Origin of the sequence: Lachnoanaerobaculum sanguinis, from assembly GCF_033242365.1 — a bacterium.
In the GTDB taxonomy this organism is placed as follows: Bacteria; Bacillota; Clostridia; order Lachnospirales; family Lachnospiraceae; genus Lachnoanaerobaculum; species Lachnoanaerobaculum sanguinis.
Map to the genome: position 1 here is coordinate 50,275 of NZ_BTHK01000015.1, position 21,447 is coordinate 71,721.

The 21,447-nt window shown below is 41.1% G+C and carries 4 protein-coding genes and 1 pseudogene; all 5 read right to left on the reverse strand.

Annotated elements, in window-relative coordinates:
* Positions 1-2: 2 nt before the first annotated feature.
* Positions 3-6,557 carry a MucBP domain-containing protein gene (locus SBH76_RS10390; protein WP_317977756.1) on the reverse strand — a complete coding sequence of 2,185 codons (6,555 nt, stop codon included), beginning with the start codon at positions 6,555-6,557 and terminating at the stop codon, positions 3-5.
* Positions 6,558-6,735: 178 nt separating this feature from the next.
* A pseudogene (locus SBH76_RS10395) lies at positions 6,736-6,873 on the reverse strand (type II toxin-antitoxin system YoeB family toxin); the annotation flags it as partial.
* On the reverse strand, positions 6,866-7,129 hold the full coding sequence (locus tag SBH76_RS10400; protein ID WP_317977757.1) for a type II toxin-antitoxin system RelB/DinJ family antitoxin: 264 nt from the start codon (positions 7,127-7,129) through the stop codon (positions 6,866-6,868). The pseudogene SBH76_RS10395 and the gene SBH76_RS10400, both read right to left, overlap by 8 nt.
* A 99-nt stretch (positions 7,130-7,228) precedes the next feature.
* Entirely contained in the window at positions 7,229-15,346 is an 8,118-nt protein-coding gene (locus tag SBH76_RS10405; protein WP_317977758.1) for a MucBP domain-containing protein, read from the reverse strand.
* A gap of 449 nt (positions 15,347-15,795) precedes the next feature.
* Positions 15,796-21,447 (reverse strand): MucBP domain-containing protein (locus SBH76_RS10410; protein WP_317977759.1); only part of this gene is annotated, 5,652 nt, incomplete at its 5' end.

Consider the following 21,447-nt stretch of genomic DNA (forward strand, 5'->3'; position numbering starts at 1 on the left):
CACTATCTCTTCTTAAATACCAAAAGCATTGCTCCGCATGAAGATATCAGTAATATCATATATTTGAAAAGGTCTGTATTATCTGAGGTCTTAGGTACCGAGAGTGGGCGTCTGTCTGATACAGTCTCCGCAGTAAACTTTTTCGGATCCTCTATGATAATTTCAGGTTTTACAGGCTCAACATTTATAGCATCAGCCTTTATTTCTTCTTTTTTCTCTACAACTGTCTGTGTAGGTCTTATAGATGAGCTTCCTCCCGAGCCGCCTCTTCTTCCGTTTGAAGATGTGGCTATTGAAGGTGTAGCTATAGGTCTTATAATGATATCATTGTTTCTATCACCCGGACGATTTATCTGGCTTGGTGTAGCCGGATGTAGCGGATCCGGATAGATTATAACACTTGGATCTTTAACATATACATAGTTTATCTCTATTTGTGCAGTTGAGAACAATCCGCTTTCAGCGCCTTCAACTCTCTCCAAATGATATCCGGCAATAGCCTTTGCACTTGTACTGTAGGCAAGGCCAAGTTTTCTGCTGCCGTCCAAAACTTCATCTGCATCTAACGCAACTCCCGCCGGATTGATATAATGGGCAATTACATCTCCTGCATCCTGTCTGCGATAAATATATGTTACTCTTTGTGTTCCCGGATTAAATACTCCGTTCGCATTTGCAGGCATTGAAATCAAGTCATAATAGTCAAATGACTTAAGTTCTGAAGTATAAGGAACTCCGATTTGCTCACTACCGTTTAAAACAGTAGTCTCAACAAGCGGAACGTTTCCGTTCTCATCCAGATATTCAATAATAACATTTCCTGCATCCTGGCGCTTATAGATATACTCAACATTTATCGGTGATGTTGTGAATACTCCTGTTGCATTTGCAGGATTTACCACAAGATCATAATAAGGTATTGCCTTAGGTGATGTTGTATAATTAAGTCCAAGCTTATTTGCTCCGGAAATTGTATCATCACTTTCTATGCTGTTTCCGTGAACATCCAAATATCTTACAGTCACATCTCCTGCATCTTTTCTTCTGTAAAGGTAAGTCACAGTCTGTGCTCCATGAGTAAATACTCCTGTTGCATTTGCAGGCATCGTATCTATATCGAAGTTTGCGATATTCTCTACACTGCTTGTATATGCAAGTCCAAGCTTTTCGATACCGCTAAGTACTGTAGGTGCTACCAAATCACTTCCGTCATGTACAGACTTGTGATATATTGTCACATCCCCTGCATCATCTCTCTTGTAGACATAATTTACTACTTGTGGAGCAATCGTAAATACTCCTGTTGCATTTGCCGGTGAATTTACAAGCACAAGACTTCCAATAGTCTTAGGTGCTGTAGTATATGGCAAACCAAGTTTATTTGTTCCTGACAGTATATCTCTTGTGTCCAGTTCATTACCGTCTCTGTCGGTATACATTACTGTCACATCTCCGGCGTCATCTCTTCTGTATTCATAGGTAACAATATAGTTTGTTCCCGGAGTAAATGTTCCGATATGATTTGCAGGTGTAGGATTTACTACCGTAAAGTTGGCTATACTTGCAGGACTTGTCGTATAGGAAAGTCCGGCTTTACTTACTCCCGATAAATTCTCATCTGCGGCAAGAGCGTTGCTTGTTCCGACTTCAAAATGATGTACTGTTACATTTCCGGCATCATCTCTCTTGTAGTAGTATGTAACCACTGTAGTTCCGTTTGCCGGATATACACCTGTATTATTTGCAGGTGTTGCATTTACTACTGTAAAGTTGGCAACAGTACCTGCATTTGTTGTATAGGCAAGTCCTGCCTTACCTGCACCTGACAATATCTCATCAGGTAACAGTGAATTGCTTGTTCCCACCTCAAAATGATGTACCAATACATTTCCGGCATCATTTCTACTGTAATAATATGTAACCTCTGTAAGTCCTGTAGCAGGATAAGTTCCTGTATATCCTGCAGGTGTTGCATTTACTACCGTATAATACGGTATATTTTTCGGACTTGTTGTATATGTAAGTCCCGATTTCTCCGCTCCGGATAAATCCTCTGCAGGTGAAAGTATATTGTTTGTTCCCACTTCAAGATGATGTACTTTAACATCTCCCGCATCATTTCTCTTATACTTATAAACCACTTCTACAGGCGCATTTCCAAATGTCACTGTCGGATTTGCCGGTGAGCTTACAAGATGGAAATGAGGAATATTCATGCTCTGTGTAGTATAAGTAGTTCCAAGCTTATTGGTTCCGTCCACTGTCACAGCCGCAGGTGTTCCTCCCGGGGTTTGTGAATACAACTCATTTGTAGTTCCGTCTTCATAATAATGAATAATTATCGGTGAAGCACTGTCTCTTTCATAGTAATAAATCAGCTCTGTAGGTGTTGTGGTAAATGTTACCTGTGTAGGATTCGGTGACTGATACAAATGATAATTTGCAATATCCGCCGATCTCTCCTGTGACTGATAGGTAAGTCCAAGCTTATTTGTACCGCTTATAACTTCCGGTCCCACAGCTCCTCCGGCTACCGGAGCATAAAGCTCTGTGGTAGTACCCTTTTCATAGTGATGAACTGTAATATTTCCTGCATTTTTTCTTCTGTAGGAATATGTTACCGATGTTGTTCCGTCACCGAATACTCCGTTTGTAGGAGTGGTACTGCTTACAAAATCATAATTGTCTACAGGAAGTACATTGCTGCTCCATGCAAGTCCCTCTTTATTTGTTCCTGATAGAACTGTAGGAGTATTGATCATTACACTACTTCCAAGACTCTCAGGTCTTGTAAGATTTGCACCTGTATCAATATCCACATATTTTACAGTAACATCCGGTGCATCATTTCTTTCATAGAAATAAGTAACCGTCTTTGCCGTTGCATCAAATGTTCCGCTTGTAGGACCTGTAGGTGTTCCTACAAGGTGGTAATGAGGTATCGGATAGCTTCCTGCAGTACTTACATCTCTTCTGTAAGTCTGATAAGGTTTACCCATCTGTCTTGCACCTGAGAGTACTTCGGCCGCAGGTGTTGCTGTTGCCGAAACCGCATAAAGTTCATCGGTCTTTCCCGTTTCGTAGTGATGTACGGTTACATCTCCTGCATTTCTTCTTATGTAATGGTATATAACTGTTGTATCTGCAGTATAACTTCCGTTTGCATTTGCAGGAAGATTTGCAGTATCCACTTCAAAATTCGGATCTGTAGTGATTGCCGCTGTTGTATATGCGGTGTCTCTCGGCTCTCTTGTAACTACATCCGGCACAAGATTGCTTCCGTCCTCATCCTTGATATGCTTTACCGTAAGATTATAAAAATCCGTCTTAAGTCCAAGGTTCTTGATAGCACTTGGATTATCTATTGTTAAGCTTATATCCACAGTTGACCATTGTGTATTAGGTACCGGAGTCTGATTTGCCTTGATTACAGATGCCTTTGTAGTAAATGAAGTAAAGTCATTTCCAACCACAGTGGCAGTACTTGCCACATTTGGTGAAGCAAAGCTGTCACTGGTCAAGTTCTCCACATAGAGCTTATAATTACCTGCATTGCTGAGCTTATTTGTAAATGAAATATTTCCGTTTGAATCTGTTGTTCCCGATTCAACCACTGTCTCATTTCCCGTTGCATCAAGCTTTACAAGTATATATGGTCTGTTTGCAATATTTAAATCAGTGCTGTCATAGACTCCGTTATTATTTAAATCATAGAAGGCATGAGTTGCGATATTGTACTTATGAGTACCTACCTTTGAGTCGGTAAACTCATTTGCACCGTCAATATTATTACCTCTCCATGAAGCTACGGAGTTATTTGCAGTATCTGTGGCGAGATTATCCTTGGTATCAGGCATCTCCACCTTATAATTAAAGAGCGCCTCTTCTCCTGCCGTTATACTCTGTCCCGACTTTAAATCGGCCTTAAACATGGTGACTGATGACCAGTCTGTAATACTTGCAGCAGGTAACCATGTCGCCCCGATATTTCCTTCTATCGTAGCACTTGGAGCATCCGTAGAGTAGTAAATATCAAACTTAGAGTTATTGGCAGTCACTCCCGATATAGCCTTCGGATATATTTTTGAATCCCTGTCAAGATAGTTTCCGCTGCCGTCTTTTACTATAAATTTATCATTTGCATATGGGAAAACATCCATTACATGAAGATTTTCCACCGGGTCATTGGTATTGTTCCATACTCTAACCTGATAATCTAAGATATCTCCCTTGTCAGCCTTTATACTCGTCTGGTATACACTGTCTGTGGAAAGTTTTACTTTCTTTCCAAGTACCATTGCCTGTGGCGGTACAAAGGTGTAATTGTATGTCAATGTAGAAAGTCTGTCTGTTGTATTGCCGTTGTTATTGGCATCATATGTGTCAAGGTAGTCTGCGGTATCTGAAGAATATATAATTCCCGGAGCCGCGCTTGATGCGGCTGTAGTGTTATTATCCCAGCTGAGTATTACCTTTATCTCATGTGGACCTCCGTCCATACCCGCTGTAGGCTTAAACGAAAAATTTAAATGATCGATTCTGTTCTGTGTATAGTTTCCGTAACCCGGAACTGTAGAACCCGGGAATGTCAGTCCTGTAAGTTCAAACTCGTACGCTGTCTTTCCTACATTACCTTTATAATTAGGTATAACCGTAGGAGTAGGATTAACAGTAAATAAATTGGCATTCATCTGCGGCTGCACACTGTCAAACGCAAGGTCCGAATCGACTACAACTACCATCTTAGGATTTACGGCAGCTCTTGGGTCCCAAAGTATACTGTTATACCAAATACGTGGTGTTATTTTTATAGTTCCTCCGACACTTACGGTACTTGTAGCGGAGGTGCCGTTTATACTCATTCCGATATTTTGAAGGTGCATACTTGCATACGGATTTCTTAAATATGCATCGGCCAATGAATAACCCAGTTCCTGACCGGCTGCATTTCTTACTCTACCGAAATTTCTGACAAGCTTCCAATATACATCATTGACATGCGCATTCAAATCGTTGATATACGCCGTATGTGTGGCAGGTGTAAGCTGTGTCTGAACGATAAGACCTACCGCATCTTCATCAAACTGTGAGATAGTTATATCATCATCAAAGACAAGTCTGAAATACCTGTACTCAGGCGGTGTTGTCAATGTGGTAGCTACGGAGTTTGCTCTGTAGTCTGTAGCATTGCTCACCTGAACAGGTGTAATATTTGTAGCAATAGTGGTCCATGTGGTTCCGTTATCGGAGCCGACAAGCTTATTGTGTGAGAGTTTTGCAAGTTCTGTCGCAGTGAATCTTTCAGGTCTGACTCTCAGTTCATATCCAGTGAGAAGACTTCTTGCCTGCGGCTCATCCTCTATCATTCTGAATGTAACACTGCTTGCAGTCTGCGGTCTTGTACCACCGAACTGATCCACACTTACCAAGTAGTTATATTTATAGTCCGCATCCCTCGGTACAAGATTTCCCTTATCTCCGAGTAATGACTTCCTTATACGGATTCTTCTTACATATGAAACATGATAGTACAACTCACCGCTTCTTCTTGTAGAGTTATCTAAAGTTCCGTCATCATTTACCAATGTAGTAACCTGTTGCATAATTATTTTCGTCCATGTAGGAGCTAAAGTAACAGGTTGATTTCCGTCCCACTTAAGCGAAAAAGGTGGCTGTACTACTGTTGCCAGCCCTCTGTCCACTATCTGTGTGATAGTTCTGTCCGTACTGTTATATGTCCAGTTCGAGTTGTTTGGAAGTGAAGGATCCCATACTGCGGTAGCCGGAAGAGTAATCTTAAACTCTACTTTTCTCTTATCCATACCCGCACCGGTACCTGACGGTACTTGTGATACACCGCCGTTGGCTGTATTTGCAGGACCGCTGTAACCGTATCCGAACAAACTTGATACAAAGTCTGTCGACAGTCGGTCATTCGTGGCATTGGTTGCATCATCCGATATGTATTCGCTTTTTCTGTTGTTATTTGCAACTGTCGATGTGTCTGCTGACATAATTCCGACCGGATATGCCTTTGCAACAAACTGATCGTTTGAACTTGCCAGAGGCGCATCTGTAGCGGGATTTTTCCCTGCTTCAAAAAGCTTTACCGGAATATGGAAAGTCTCACCGTTTTGCACTGCCGAATTCTTCAGCGTAGCCTTTATCGGTATTGCCGCATATCCTGTATCCAGTCTGGAATAATTTATCTTTACAATATAATAGTTCGGATCTGAATATATAATATTTACACTGCTTGCACCTGATGCCAAGGTAACGTCACTGACAACAGGAGGTGAAAATATACTCTTGTCAAAATACACATACGAAAACGGATTGTACAGTGTAGATACCGCTCCGGAAAGTGTATTTGTAACATAGTATGACTCCTTTTGTGCAACTAAAGATGACGTCTGCCCGGATAAACCGTACCTAACATCCGTAGTTATCGCACTACCGCCGGCGCCTGTAGCATATGCTTTCCCCGTCGGGGCAAACAACGACAGCAGTATTGAAAAAATCAGTAATAAAAAATAATGCGGTGATTTTTTTCTCATATTTCCTCCGTAATAAAATCATGTATATTAAAAATGTTATTATTTGCCGTATACAAAACAAAATTTTAACATCATTATCCTTTTACATTTTATAGTAATCTAGGAATAATTACTATGGTTAAATTCTTACAATATCTTTTCAACAGTTGTCTTTTAATGTAAAAAGCCCGACACTATAGTCCGGCTTTCCTATTCCATCATACCCATTTCTGTCTATATCTTTTAGTAACTGTAGTATTCTCTTCAATGTCTTCTTATCTTGTCTTGTCCAATATTCAAAATCTTCCCATGCCTCATCTGTCCATGATTTAATCATCCGGATTTACCTCATGTATTGTACCGCCTGTCCTCTCCATTTCAGCAATTGATTTTTTTAATCTGGATATATTTTCCGAGCTGTAGAAAGGATCATTATCCGCTGTGATTTCAAAAGGAATTCTTCTCTCTCTAACAGCTTTTTTTGCAAATACACAAAATGCTGTCGTCATACTCATTCCGATATCTGAACAAAATGAATCAAATTGCTTTTTCAGTTCTTCATCCATACGTATATTTACATTCGTCTGTGCCATAATATTTACTCCTTTTTTATATCATTTTATATATTTTTATTTACAATGTCAATAATTTAAATATCAAAAAGCCCCCCGGCAAATGCCGGAGGGTGAAATTTATCTTTCTTCTTTTTTCTTTAATGCAAGTACCAATGCCGCTGTGATTGAACTCATAAGGATAAATATATATCCTCTTACATCTCTTTCATCAGCTGTTTTCGGTACAGCCAAAGCCTTTCTTTGATTCTTATCAAATCCTATCTTATTTGTATCGGTCTTATCTGTATTAATAACAGGCTTGTCTATAACAGGTTCAGGAGTAGTAACTCCTCCCTTTGAATTTATATCATTTACCGTTACAGTCTTACCCGGTCTTACTACGGAATTTCCACCTGATGAACCACCTGACGATCCGCCTCTCTTTATATTTGAAGGTGTAGCAGTGGACGGTGTGGCTGTCGGCCTTATAACAATATCCTGATCTCTTCCCGGAATATTAATCTGGCTTGGTGTAGCAATCCTTGAAGGATTCGGGTTAACCGGTGTTGACGGATTAATATTACTTGGGTTAACAGGTATTGAAGGATTAATAACACTTGGAGTTACAGGATTGATGACACTTGGATTAACCGGTGTCACAGGAGTTAGAGGTCCCGGTATGATTACCGCACTCGGATCCTTCTTATAAATGTATGTTACTACTATTTCTCCTGTTGTAAATATTCCTGTATTTGCACCCTGTATCAAGTATAAACTGTATCCGGCAATAGCCTTTTCAGTTGTTGCATACGGAAGTCCGAGGCTTCTTGTACCGTCAAGTACTTCGTCACTTTCTATCGGCAGTCCTGCAGTATTTAAGTAACGGGCAATTACATTTCCTGCATCTTTTCTCCTATATACATAGGTTACAGTCTGACTTCCGCTTACAAAAGTTCCGTTAGCATTAGTAGGTACAGATATTACATCAAAGTTATCAAATGACTTTACACTTGAAGTATATGGCATTCCAAGCTTCTCTGTTCCGTCAAGTACCTCCGGAGTCTCAAGAGGAACGTTTCCGTTCTCATCCAAATGTTCTATAACAACATTTCCCGCATCCTGACGCTTATATATGTAGTCAACTGTTATAGGCGCTACTGTAAATACTCCGTTTGCATTGGTCGGTACTGTTATAAGATCATAATAAGGAATAGTCTTAGGTGATGTAGTATAGGGCAGTCCTACATTATCACTTCCTGTAATATTATCAGGTGTTTCAATGCTGTTTCCATGATTATCAAGATAATTTACTCTTACTCCACCTGACTGTTTTCTCTTATACAGATATGTTACAGTCTGAGCACCGCTTGCGAATGTACCGTTTGCGTTTGCCGGTACGCTGCTTACCTCAAAGTCTGCATAACTTTCAGGACTTGTTGTATATGGCAATCCGAGCTTTCTTGTTCCGTCAAGTACTGTCGGTGAACTGAGATCGCTGTTGTCATATACCGACTTATGATAAACTGTCACATTTCCGGCATCACTTCTTCTGTAAACATAAGTTACAGTCTGTGGCCCCGATGTGAATACACCGTTTGCGTTAACAGGTGTGCTCACCAATGTGAAGTTCGGTATGGTTCTTGCTGTTGTAGTATAAGGAAGTCCAAGTTTTCCGACTCCTGACTGAACATCAGGTGTTGAAATAACATTACCCTCATCATCTACATAAACTGTTGTTACATCTCCTGCCGGTTTTCTTCTATATTCATATATTACAGTCTGAGAACCTGCGGTAAATGTACCGTTCTTATTAGCCGGCTGGGCAACCAACTCATAATCTGTGATGTTCTCTTCATTTGTAGTATATGGAAGTCCGAGTTTTCCGACACCGCTTAGTAAAACGTCACTATGTAGTGATGTTCCCGTTCCCTGCTCAAGATATTTTACAGTAACATCTCCGGCATCGTTTCTTGTGTAATAGTATGTTACAACTGTTGTTCCGCTTGCAGGATAATTTCCGCTATGGTCTGTAGGTGTAGCATTTACCACAGTGTAGTTTGCCACAGCCGCAGGACTTGTAGTGTATGTAAGTCCCGACTTTCCTACTCCGCTTAAGTTCTCATCAGGTGATACCTGTGTAGTACTTCCTGCTTCATAGTGGTGAACCAATACATTTCCTGCATCATTTCTTCTGTACTCGTAGATTACAGTCTGCGCTCCTGCAGTAAATGTACCGTTCTTATTGGCCGGCTGAGCTACCAGTGTAAAATGTGGAATACTCTGATCGTTGGTTGTATAAGGAAGACCGAGCTTACCTGTACCGCTTAAGTTCTCGTCAGCCGCCACAGATGTGGTAGTTCCCTGCTCATAGTGATGTACCGTAACATCTCCTGCATTATTTCTTGTGTAGTAGTATGTTACTACTGTAGTTCCGGTATTAGGATATGTTCCGGTGTGGTCTGCAGGTGTTGCGTTTACTACTGTGTAGTTTGTTACAGTTGCCGGACTTGTATTATATGTAAGTCCCATCTTACCTACACCACTTAGGTTTTCATCCGCCGATACAGATGTGGTAGTTCCCTGCTCATAATGATGTATCAAAACATTTCCTGCATCTTTTCTTCTGTACTTGTAGATTAAAGTCTGCGCGCTTGTACCATGTGTAAGGTTTGTTGTACCTGTTGCACTTGGTGTTGTCGCACTTGGTGCTCCGCTTGTATCTACTCCTACATACTCAAAGTTGGCTATATTTGCTTCCTTATTTGTGAAGCTTTCAGTCACTCCGAGTTTTCCGCTTCCTGAAACTACCACTGCACTTGGTGTACCTCCTGTAGGAGAGTAAAGCTCTGTTGTAGTTCCATCCTCATAGTGATGTACCGTAATGTTGGCCGCATCTTTTCTTCTGTAATAATAATTTACTACCTGATTGCCTGCCACATATGTAACTGTGGTTGCTCCTGTAGTTGTATTCGGAGTATTTGCACCGCTTGCTCCTGTTACATCTACTCTAACAAACTCATAGTTATCGATATCGGCTTCCTTATTTGTAAGGTCTTCACTAAGTCCAAGCTTTCCGGCACCGTTAAATACCTCCGCACTTGGAGTTGTGGATCCGCCATGCTTATAAAGCTGTGTTGTAGTTCCGTCTATATAGTGGTTGACTGTGATATTTCCTGCGTTCTTACGTTTGTACTCATAAGTTACTGTAATATCACTGCCTGCCGCCGGATAGTTACCTGTATGACCTGTAGGTGTTGCACTTACCAAGTCATAGTTTGTAAATGTATTCGGTGTAGTTGTATATGTCAGTCCAAGTTTTCCCGCTCCGCTCATTGTATCAGGTGATTGAAGAGGTGTATTGGTTCCCTGCTCTACATATTTTACTATAACATTTCCGGCATCTTTTCGTCTGTACTTGTAGATAACAGCCTGTGCAGCTGTTCCATGTGTAAGCGTTGTTGCTCCTGTGCTGCTTGGGCTTGTAGCTGAAGGTGCTCCACTTATATCTACACTCACATATTCAAAGTTTGCAATATTTGCAGCCTGATTTGTAAGGTTCTCAGTTAATCCAAGTTTTCCTGCTCCTGAGATTGTAACCGCACCCGGTGTACCTCCTGTCGGAGAATACAGTTCGGTTGTAGTTCCGTCCTCATAGTGGTGTACTGTAATATTTGCCGCATTCTTTCTTCTATACCTATATATTACAGTCTGTGCTCCTGTCTGATATGTAACATTTGTCTGTCCTGAGCCTCCGGTTGCCGTAAGCCCCGGTGCTCCGCTTGTATCCACACTGACATATTCATAGTTGTCTATGTCGGCTTCTCTGTTTACAAATGTTTCACTCAGTCCGAGCTTTCCTGTTCCGTCAAATACCTCAGCACTTGGAGCTGCGGCTCCTGTAGGCTTATACAGTTCACTTGACTGTCCTACTTCGTAGTGATGTACGGTAATATTACCTGCATTATTTCTCTTATAATAATAAGTTACTACCTGATTACCGCTCTGATATGTACCGTTTTGGTTGCTTGGTACTGTCACCACTGTGAAGTTCGGAATAGTCTGTGTGGTTGTTGTATAAGGTAGACCGAGCTTTCCGGCTCCCGGTAATGTCATATCAGGTACCAGCTGAGTTGTAGTTCCCTGTTCATAATGATGTACTATAACATCTCCGGCATCTTTTCGTTTGTACTTATAAATAACTGTCTGTGCTGTATTTCTATGTGTAAGTGTTGTCTCTCCTGTGCTGCTTGGGCTTGTAGCAGAAGGCGCTCCGCTTACATCTATTCCTACATAATCGTAGTTGTCTATATCGGCAGCTTTATTTGTAAGATCTTCAGTCAATCCAAGTTTTCCTGTTCCCGAAATGGTCACTGCACTTGGTGTTCCTCCGGCCGTCTGTGAATAAAGCTCTGTGGTAGTTCCGTCCTCATAGTGATGTACTGTTATGTTTGCCGCATTCTTTCTCTTATAATAATAAGTTACGGTCTGCGGTGTACTAATGTAAGTAACAGTTGTTGCACCTGTTGCACTTGGTGAAGTCGCACTGCCGGCTCCTGTTCTGTCAACACTTACATACTCAAAGTTGTCTATATCAGCCGCCTTGTTTGTAAGGTTCTCAGTCAGACCAAGCTTAGCTGTACCGTCAAATACCTCTGCACTTGGGGTAGTAGCTCCTGCCGGTTTATAAAGTTCGGTAGTCTGACCCACCTCATAGTGGTGTACTGTAATATCTCCCGCCTGTTTTCTCTTATACTTAAGTATAACGACATTCTGACCCGGATTCAGTGTACCGGTAAGAGGTCTGCCGTTTGTAAGATCAGGCTCAGCATATTCAAAGTTTGTTACACCTGTAAGTGCAGTCGGTGGAGTAACATTATATGCCGCTCTAAATGTATGTGTAGAATCTGTATCCGGCACATTTCCGCTTCCGTCATCAAGAGGTATCGGATTGCCCGACATATCTACATATTTTACTTTAAGTGTTGAATTGCTTGCTTCAAGGGCCGCATTGGCAGTCTTTTTATCCGCACTCGGTGTTACGGTTACATTTGCCTCAAATACGGCGTTGCCGCCAAGTGTAGCGTTGTTAAAATCATTACCTATTACAAGTGATGTTGAAGTAACATGTATTCCGCTTAATGTATCTCCCGTACCCGGAGTAACTACTACCTTGTATGTACCCTGAGTTGAGATATTGTCAAATGCATAGTCACCGTTGGCATCAGCTGTAGTAGTAACAGGGTTACCGCTTGCATCAAGCACCGGAGTTCCGTCAGACTTATAAAGTGCTACGCTTCTTCCTGCTGCAGGTGCATCATCATCTGTTGTAAGGTATGTACCGTTTGCAGTTCCGCCTGTAGGAGGTACATCATAGTAAATCTTACCGCTTATTTTGTACTTCTTAGGTGTTACTGTATTGGCAAGTGCCTCGAAAGCTCCGGTATAGTTATCACCTGAGAATCCTGCAAAGGTATTTACCGCCTTATCTGTAGTATCAAGCGGTACTGTACTTGGCATCTTTGCTTTAAATGTGATTACATCCGTACTGTGACTTGCAAGTACATGTCCCGGCTTCATCTTTGCTCTGAACATAGTTACAGCTGACCAGTCAGATACTGATGTAGTCCAAGTTGCTCCTGCATAGTTTGCAGCTATATTACCCTCTGTAACAGGAGTTGTACTGTATTCATATGTATAATTTGAATTTGCATTTATCGGTCCGGCAAGTGTTACCTTATATGTAGAACCTCTATCTGCATAATTACCCTGCTGATCAGGTGCTACAGCCTTATCACCTACATGAGGTAATATATCAAAAAATGTATAACCGCTGATAGAGTCAACTGAATTGTTAAATATATTTAACTGATAATCTACTATCTGCTCACTGTCAGGAGTGGTAATAGATGAATACTGTGTATTTCCGGCATCCGCTCTCTTCGATCTCTTGGTTAGTATAAGCTCAAGTGGCGGAGTATATACATACTTTTCTTGCTTACTTGAGAACTTCTCTGTGGTATTACCGTCATTGTCAAGATCAAGTGTATCCGCATAAAGTCCCGGTATCTGACTGCTTACGGGCGCTTCCTCATTGTTATCCCATGAAAAATATGTATCTATAGTACCGGGTCCTGCCGTAACATTTCTGGTAAACTTGAATTTCGGATACAGCTGTAAATAGTAGTATGTACTGTTACCTTCAGGTAAGTTCAAATCAGGAAAATCCCATATATAGGCAGTCTTTCCTGTGTTTTTAAAGTTATACTCCACTCTGTAATTATTTAAGACCGCCTGTGTCAATTGAGGAGCATAATAATTACTTCCTGTCAAACCTTGGAACTCAAATCCAGGATCGGCTAAAACATAGTACTTAGGATTTTTTATATCTCTGCCGCCTGCACCTAAGTTGTAGTAAAACTGTATATTATCACTTACACTTGCTATATCGTTGATATATTTTGTACCTAAGTCATTGTTTTGAGTATAATGCTGGTACTCGTACGCAAAAGCCTTTGTCCACTTCGCCCAGTCTCTGGCTGACGGAGTAATTGCTGAAGCTTTTCCTGTATCCGCTTTCAATGTAGCTTTGTTATAAGTGTATACACTTGAATTTGAATTGTTAGGCATAGGAGCAAGCTGGTTCTTAACATTATTGTAAGCCCCTTGTTCCAACCTGAACTTATATACAATTTCTATTGCATTTGAACCTGCCGCCTGTACCTCTATCGGGTTGTCAAACTTAAGTTCTATTTTTTTATAGTGTTTAGGTGCAGGCAATGTAATCTCTGTAGAATTAGGAGTGATAGATACGTTTGTAGCTATTATTTCCGTACTTCCATCCGCCTTTGTACCTATAAGTTTATTATGTGAAAGTGCTGCCTGCTGTGTAGCATCCAGTACAGGAATAGACTGATACGAAGTCGAACCTGTAGTTCCCTGAACATATCCTGTTGTATTCGGATATTTTATTTTATATGATATAAGATCCATATCCACTTCAGGAGTATCCTCAATAGAATCTATTGTATGATGATATGCTCCTTGTACCGGATACTGTGACGGAGTTCCTGAACTCCAATACCAATACGCACTCATAGTATAACTATGAATAGTTGTATCCTGATCTCCAAGCAAGATTACATATGGTGAATTTGTTGACTTTCTAAAATAGATATTTCCGTCTGTAGGCGGAGTTCCCGGATATGAACTATATCTGGCGGTAACTACGGATTTCTCAAGAGATGCCGCATCTAAAGATCCGTCATCATTTACATACTGCCAAGAAACCGGAAAAGATACTGTCTCATATGGGTATGTAGTACCTACAGCCTGATTATTATACTTAATGTAGAAATAATCATATTCAGTACTGATATTTCCATACTGTTTATCTCTGGTTATAGTATGGTTGGCAGCATTATATGTCCATCCCGCATTATTTGAATCGGTTGTATCGAATCTCTCATTAGCCGGAAGCTGTACTGTAAGTCTTGTCTTTCTTCTGTCCGAACCTATGTACTTGGTAGTGGCACCATGAAATGTACCTGCTGCAGGCCAGTCGGTTCTGTTTGTATATATATATATTCTACTGACATTATCATTTGATAAAGTAGTGTTATTTTGCAGATCTGAACTTCCCTGTAAAAAGCTGAAAGTGTTTGAATAATTGCTTGTCTCACTTGTATATCCTATAGGATATGTCTTGGCTGTAAAGGTATTGTTATTGCTTTCAAGCAATGTTCCTTCAGCACTGTATACCTGCCAAGGTATTGTATAAGTCTCATTATTGGCAAGTGAGTTAGGCTGTATTGTTGCCTTAAAAGGCACTGTCTGAGTTACACCACCACCTAAAGTATTGTACTTCATTGTAACAACTATGTATTCGTTGTCACCGGTGTTATCAATACTTAGATAGTCTGTTGCCGGCCTGTTTAACCATGTCGAAATATTTGATGAACTTATATAATTTCCAAATACTTTCTTCGGCAAATAAAGCTTCGAATATGCACCCGGCAAACTTCTTGACGGTGATGAAATTCTGATTTTTGCATAGAACGGTACTTCTTCACCTACATAAAAGTCTGTGTTTCCTCTTGCAGCTGTTGCCACATCATCATATGTAATGCTTGATAATATATCCGGATCGTCAACCACCCCCGGCGGAGCGGCATAGGCGCTGAATACATCGCTCATTGATAAAAAAACCATTACAAACGATAGAAGCACTGCTAAAAAGCGTTTTCTAAATTGCTTCATTTAAACCTCCCTATTTAATTATTTTATTAATATATTGTTTCAATATTCAGGTTTTATATTTTTAGTGAGATTTGATTGATTTATCTTGATATCAAATGCGTTTTATTGTCGATATTTGTTATGTTTTTGCAAAACAAAGTCGATAAAACTGACAATAAAGTGTTTGTTGATCGAATTTCCTAACACATAAAGGAGTCATCTATACGATCACTCCATCATTAACTCTTACTTATTGTTCTAGTCATATACACTCCTCCTTCTCACTCTCACTACAATATACTTATAACACATTTGATGAAATAATGGAATATTTTTTTAATTTTATATTAAGACAATTTATTATCTGATAAAATCTCCAAAAACATTGTATACAAACCATATGAGTTTTGTTAATTTAAGCCATATTTTTTTCCATCAAAAAAGCCCCGGGCTTTTGCCGGGGCTAAAAATTATCTTTCTTCTTTTTTCTTGAATGCCAGTGCCATTGCAGCTGCGATTGAACTCATCAGAATAAATACATATCCTCTTACGTCCTTTCTGTCCTCTGTCTTCGGTACTGCAAGCGCCACTCTTGTACTGCTTGGTACAGGTGTCACTTTCTGCGGCTGTGGATTCTTGGTAGGTGTTGGGGTGTCTATCAAGATCACAGGCTCTTCTATTGCATTCTTTGATGTTACTTTGTTGTCTACACTTACCTGTCCCGGTCTTACACTTGTGTTGCCGCTTCCTGAACTGCCGCTTCCACCTCTGCTTGTGTTTGAGCTTGTCGCTATTGACGGGGTCGCTAAAGGTCTTGTAGGTCTTATAACTACATCCTCATCTCTTCCCGGTATTGTGATCTGGCTTGGGGTTGCCACTCTTATCGGGGTTGTAGGGGTAGTCGGTGTGGTAGGGGTTGTCGGTGTACTTGGATTTACCGGTGTTACAGGGGTTAGCGGATTAATCGGGTTAATCGGATTTATCGGGCTTGGGTTTATCGGAGTTACAGGCGTTACAGGTCCCGGTATTACTACCACGCTTGGGTCCTTCTTATAGATGTATGTTACTTCTATTCTTCCTGTTGTGAATACTCCTGTTTCAGCTCCCTGTACAAGGTGTAAACTATATCCGTCTATTGCCTTTGCCGCTGTTGCGTATGGCAGGCCGAGGCTTCTGGTTCCGTCAAGTATTTCATCACTTTCTATCGGTATTCCTGCAGTATTTACGTAATGGGCGATTACGTCTCCTGCATCTCTTCTTCTGTACACATATGTTACAGTCTGACTTCCGCTTATAAATGTTCCTGTTGCGTTACTTGGTACACTTATCAGATCGTAATTGTCAAATACCTTTGAACTTGTTGTATAGTTCTCTCCAAGTTTCTCTGTTCCGTCAAGTACCTCAGGGCTCTCTAAAGGTACATTTCCGTTCTCATCTATATGCTCTACTACAACATCTCCAGCATCATCACGCTTATAGATATAGTTTACAGTTATCGGATCTACTGTAAATGTTCCGTTTGCGTTACCCGGTACTACTATAAGTGTGTAATTAGGTATAACCTTCGGGGTTGTTGTGTATGGCAATCCTACATTATCTGTTCCTGTTATTGTATCAGGTGTCTCAATTCTGTTTCCATGATTGTCCAGATAATTTACCGTTACTCCCCCTGACTGCTTTCTCTTGTATAGATATGTTACAGTTTGGCTTCCGCTTACATATGTTCCTGTTGCGTTAGACGGTACTGTATCTATCTCATAGTCTGAGTAAGTCTCAGGCGTTGTTGTATATGGTAATCCAAGCTTTCTGCTTCCGTCAAGTACTGTCGGTGTGCTTAAGTCGCTGTTATCATATACTGATTTGTGGTATACGGTTACATCTCCCGCATCAGCTCTTCTATATACATAGGTTACTGTCTGTGGGCCCGGTGTGAATGTTCCTGTTGCGTTAGGCGGTACACTCACTAATGTGAAGTTCGGTATTGTCTTTGATGTAGTTGTGTATGGAAGGCCCAGTTTTCCTGTTCCGTTTTGGGTCTCAGGTATATCTATCTCATTTCCGTCCTCATCTACATATATAGTTGTCACATCTCCGGCAGGCATTCTTCTATATTCATAGATTACTGTCTGTGGTGTGTTTGTATATGTTCCGTTCTTATTGGCAGGTTGTGCTACCAACTCATAGTTAGGGATGTTCTTCTCTGTTGTTGTGTAAGGAAGTCCGAGTTTTCCGACTCCTCCCATTACATCATCTGTATCCAGAGGTGTTCCTGTTCCCTGTTCTACATATTTTACAGTTATACTCTGAGCATCATTTCTTGTGTAAAGATATGTTACTTCTGTTGTTCCTGTTGCAGGATATGTTCCTGTATGTCCTGTCGGTGTCGCACTTACTACTGTAAAGTTTGTTACATTTGCAGGGCTTGTTGTATATGGAAGTCCTGACTTTCCTGCACCACTTAAGTTTTCATCAGGTGATACAGATGTTGTTGTTCCCAGTTCTACGTGATGTACTAATACATTTCCTGCATCATTTCTTCTATAGAAATAAGTTACAGTCTGGTTTCCTGTAGTATAGGTTCCGTTCTTATTTGTCGGTTGGGCTACCAATGTAAAGTTCGGAATACTATGCTCTGTAGTTGTATATGGTAAGCCGAGCTTTCCACTTCCATTCATTGTGGTATCAGGTACAAGCGGTGTTGTAGTTCCCTCTTCATAGTGGTGTACTACTACATCTCCTGCATTGTTTCTTACATACTCATATGTTACTACTGTTGTTCCTGTATTAGGATATATTCCTGTATGATCTGTCGGGGTTGTGCTTACTACTGTGTAGTTTGCTACTGCTGCAGGGCTTGTTGTATATGGTAAGCCTGCTTTGCCGGCTCCGTTTAATGTCTCATCAGGGGCTACTGATGTTGTTGTGCCCAGCTCTACGTGGTGTACCAATACATTTCCTGCATTATTTCTCTTATAGTAATAAGTTACTGTCTGATTACCGGTTGTATATGTTCCGTTCTGATTTGCCGGTGTGCTCACCAGGGTAAAGTTTGGAATATTTTGATCTGTAGTTGTATATGGAAGTCCGAGCTTTCCTGTACCGTTCATTGTGATATCAGGTACGAGCGGAGTTGTTGTTCCATCCTCGTAGTGATGTACTATAACATTTCCTGCATCGTTTCTCTTGTACTCATATGTTACTACTGTTGTTCCGGTATTTGGATATGTTCCTGTGTGGTTAGTAGGTGTTGTATTTACTACTGTGTAGTTTGCTACTGTTGCAGGGCTTGTTGTGTATGTAAGTCCTGACTTTCCTACTCCGCTTAAGTTCTCATCAGGTGATACAGGGGTTGTTGTTCCCTGCTCGTAATGGTGAACTATAACATTTCCAACGTCTTTTCTCCTGTACTTATATATAACAGTCTGTGGACTGTTTCCATGGGTAAGGGTTGTTGCTCCTGTTGCACTTGGGGTTGTGGCACTTGGCGCTCCGCTTACATCCACGCTTACAAATTCATAGTTTGCTATATCTGCCGACTTGTTTGTAAGGTTTTCATTTGTTCCAAGCTTTCCTGCTCCTGAGATGACCTCTGCACTTGGGCCGGCCGCTCCTGCAGGTGTGTAAAGCTCTGTTGTTGTTCCGTCCTCTACGTGATGTATAGTGATATTTGAAGCATCTTTTCTCTTGTAGTAATAGTTTACTACCTGATTGCCTGTCTGATATGTAACTGTAGTATCTCCGCTTGCTGTCGGTGTGCTTGCACCGCTTGCTCCTGTTACATCTACATTTACAAACTCATAGTTGGCTATATCTGCTTCCTTATTTGTGAGGTTTTCACTTAATCCAAGCTTTCCGCTTCCGTCGAAAGTCTGTGCACTTGGTGCTGCCGCTCCTGCCGGTTTGTAAAGCTGATTTGTTGTTCCTACCTCGTAGTGATTTACTGTGATATTTCCTGAGTTCTTACGCTTATATACATAAGTTACGGTTATATCATTTCCTGCCGGTGGATAGTTTCCTGTATGGTTTGCAGGTGTTGCACTTACAAGCTCATAGTTTGCAAAAGTATCAGGTGTTGTTGTATATGGTAGACCAAGCTTATTAGCTCCGTTCATTGTAACAGGACTCTTAAGTGGAGTGTTTGTTCCCTGCTCTACGAAGTTTACTATAACATTTCCTGCATCTTTTCTCTTGTACTTATAGATTACTGTCTGTGCATTGTTTCCATGTGTAAGGGTTGTTGCTCCTGTGCTGCTTGGGCTTGTTGCACTTGGTGCTCCGCTTACATCAATTCCTACATATTCAAAGTTTGCTATATCAGCCGACTTGTTTGTAAGGTTTTCATTTGTTCCAAGCTTTCCTGCTCCTGAGATTGTCTCCGCACTTGGTGCAGCCGCTCCTGCAGGTGTGTAAAGCTCTGTTGTTGTTCCAACCTCTACGTGATGGACTGTTATATTTGCTGCATTCTTTCTTCTGTATCTATAGGTTACTGTCTGAGTTCCTGCCCGGTATGTAACTCCTGTAGCTCCTGTAGCTGTCGGGGTACTTGCTCCCGGTGCCGCAGTTACTTCCACGTTTACAAACTCATAGTTAGCTATATCGGCTTCCTTGTTTGTAAGGTTTTCAACAAGTCCAAGCTTTCCTGTTCCGTCAAAGGTCTGTGCACTTGGTGCCGCTGCTCCTGAAGGTGTGTAAAGCTGTGTACTTCCACCTACCTCGTAGTGGTTAACTACGATATTTCCTGCATTCTTTCTTCTGTACTTATAGATTACTGTTTGCGGTGCATTTCCATGTGTAAGAGTTGTTGCTCCTGTTGCACTTGGGGTTGTTGCACTTGCAGCACTGCTTACATCCACTCCTACAAACTCATAGTTATTTATATCTGCTTCCTTGTTTGTAAGGTTCTCTGTAAGTCCCAACTTTCCGCTACCGTTTATTATCTCAGGTCCCGGAGACGCTGCTCCTGCCGGTGTGTAAAGTTCTGTTGTTGTTCCGTCAATGTAGTGATGTACTGTGATATTTGCCGCATCTTTTCTCTTGTAGTAATAGTTTACTACCTGATTGCCTGCTACATATGTAACTGTAGTTGCTCCGCTTGCATTCGGTGTGCTTGCACCGCTTGCTCCTGTTACATCCGTACTTACATACTCGTAGTTGGCTATATCTGCCGCCTTATTTGTTAAGTTCTCACTTAATCCAAGCTTTCCGCTTCCGTTAAAGTTTTCAGGTCCTGCTGTCGCCGCTCCTGCCGGTTTGTAAAGCTGATTTGTTGTTCCCACCTCATAGTGGTTAACTGTGATATTTCCGGCATTCTTTCTTCTGTAAACATAAGTTACAGTGATATCACTTCCTGCCGGCGGATAGTTTCCTGTATGATTTGTAGGTGTTGCACTTACAAGCTCATAGTTTGCGAATGTATCAGGTGTTGTTGTATATGGTAAACCAAGCTTTCCTGCTCCGTTCATTGTAACAGGACTCTTAAGCGGAGTGTTTGTTCCCTGCTCTACAAAGTTTACTATAACATTTCCTGCATCATTTCTCTTGTAGTAATAAGTTACCGTCTGTGTTCCCGGTTGGTATGTTCCGTTTTGATTTGTCGGTACTGTTACTACCGTAAAGTTTGGAATTGTCTGTGTTGTTGTGTTGTATGGCAATCCAAGCTTATTTGTTCCGTTTAATGTTACATCAGGTACAAGCTGTGTTGTTGTTCCCTGCTCATAGTGATGTACTATAACGTCTCCCGCATTTTTTCTCTTATAGTAATAAGTTACTGTCTGTGGGCTTGTTCCGTGAGTAAGTGTTGTTGCACCTGTAGATGTAGGTGTTGTCGCACTTGATGCTCCGGTAACATCTGTACTTACATACTCATAGTTTGCGATGTCTGCTACTCTGTTTGTAAGATTTTGTGTTGTTCCAAGCTTTCCTGCTCCTGAGATTGTCTCTGCACTTGGTGCAGCCGCTCCTGCAGGTGTATAAAGCTGTGTACTTCCCCCCACTTCATAGTGGTTTACTGTTATATTTGCAGCATCTTTTCGTCTGTATCTGTAGGTTACTGTCTGTGGTGCTGTTTGATATGTAACTGTTGTATCACCTGTAGCTGTTGGCGATGTCGCTGAAGGTGCTCC

What these genes read in the sequence shown, in the direction of transcription:
- SBH76_RS10405 (WP_317977758.1), bottom strand. Translation starts at nt 15,346, where the DNA reads ATGAAGCAATTTAGAAAACGCTTTTTAGCAGTGCTTCTATCGTTTGTA.
- SBH76_RS10390 (WP_317977756.1), bottom strand. Translation starts at nt 6,557, where the DNA reads ATGAGAAAAAAATCACCGCATTATTTTTTATTACTGATTTTTTCAATA.
- SBH76_RS10400 (WP_317977757.1), bottom strand. Translation starts at nt 7,129, where the DNA reads ATGGCACAGACGAATGTAAATATACGTATGGATGAAGAACTGAAAAAG.